This window comes from Streptomyces sp. 8N706 (assembly GCF_052245415.1).
Lineage (GTDB): Bacteria > Actinomycetota > Actinomycetes > Streptomycetales > Streptomycetaceae > Streptomyces.
The window spans coordinates 1-1545 of sequence record NZ_JBQQBW010000237.1; the positions used below are offsets into that span (position 1 = coordinate 1).

Here is a 1545-nt window from a genome sequence, read left to right on the forward strand (position 1 = left end):
CGTCGGTTGTTTGGGTGTCGCCGGTGGGGTCGGTGGGTGGGGTTTTGACGGAGTCGAGGAGGAGTTGGGCGACGTCGACGACTTGGAGGGTTTCTTTGGCTTTGCCGTCGTTCTTCTTGCCGTTGACGGAGTCGGTGAGCATGACGAGGCAGAAGGGGCAGGCGGTGGAGACGATGTCGGGGTTGAGGGAGAGGGCTTCGTCGACGCGTTCGGTGTTGATGCGTTTGCCGATTCGCTCTTCCATCCACATGCGGGCGCCGCCGGCGCCGCAGCAGAAGCCGCGTTCCTTGTGGCGGTGCATTTCCTCGTTGCGCAGGCCGGGGACCTTGGCGATGATCTCGCGGGGTGGTGTGTAGACCTTGTTGTGGCGGCCGAGGTAGCAGGGGTCGTGGTAGGTGATGAGGCCTTCGACGGGGGTGATGGGGGTCAGTTTGCCCTCGTCGATGAGGTGCTGGAGCAGTTGGGTGTGGTGGATGACCTCGTACTCGCCGCCGAGTTGGGGGTATTCGTTGGCGATGGTGTTGAAGCAGTGGGGGCAGGTGGCGACGATTTTCTTCCTGGACTTCTCGAGGGTGACGCCCTCGTCCGTGTCCTCGCCGAAGGCCATGTTCAGCATGTCGACGTTTTGCTGGCCGAGCTGTTGGAAGAGGAATTCGTTGCCCAGGCGGCGGGCGGAGTCGCCGGTGCATGCTTCGTCGCCGCCCATGATGGCGAAGTTGACGCCGGCGATGTGGAGGAGTTCGGCGAAGGCTTTGGTGGTCTTCTTGGCGCGGTCCTCCAGGGCGCCGGCGCAGCCGACCCAGTAGAGGTAGTCGACGTCGGTGAGGTCTTCGATGTCCTTGCCGACGACGGGGATGTCGAAGTCGACTTCCTTGGTCCATTCCAGGCGTTGTTTCTTGGCCAGGCCCCAGGGGTTGCCCTTTTTCTCCAGGTTTTTGAGCATCGTCCCGGCCTCGGACGGGAAGGAGCTTTCGATCATGACCTGGTAGCGGCGCATGTCGACGATGTGGTCGATGTGTTCGATGTCGACGGGGCATTGTTCGACGCAGGCGCCGCAGGTGGTGCAGGACCACAGGACGTCGGGGTCGATGACGCCGTTGTCTTCCAGGGTGCCGATCAGGGGGCGTTCGGCCTCGGCCAGGGCGGTGGCGGGGATGTCTTTGAGCTGTTCGGTGGTGGCCTTCTCCTCGCCCTCCATGTCCTTGCCGCCTCCTGCGAGGAGGTAGGGGGCCTTGGCGTGGGCGTGGTCGCGCAGGGACATGATCAGGAGTTTGGGGGAGAGGGGCTTGCCGGTGTTCCAGGCGGGGCACTGGGACTGGCAGCGGCCGCACTCGGTGCAGGTGGAGAAGTCGAGCAGGCCCTTCCAGGAGAAGTGTTCGACCTGGGAGATGCCGAACTGGTCGTCCTCGCCGGGGTCCTCGAAGTCGATGGGCTTGCCGCCGGAGACCATCGGCTGGAGTTCGCCGAGGGCGACGTCGCCGTCGGCCTCGCGCTTGAACCAGATGTTGGGGAAGGCCAGGAAACGGTGCCAGGCCACACCCATGT

The 1545-nt window shown here is 64.1% G+C and carries 1 protein-coding gene; it reads right to left on the bottom strand.

From position 1 onward, the window contains the following. Positions 1-1545: (Fe-S)-binding protein (locus ACTWQE_RS34030; protein WP_443332954.1), on the bottom strand; the 1545-nt coding region annotated here is incomplete at both ends.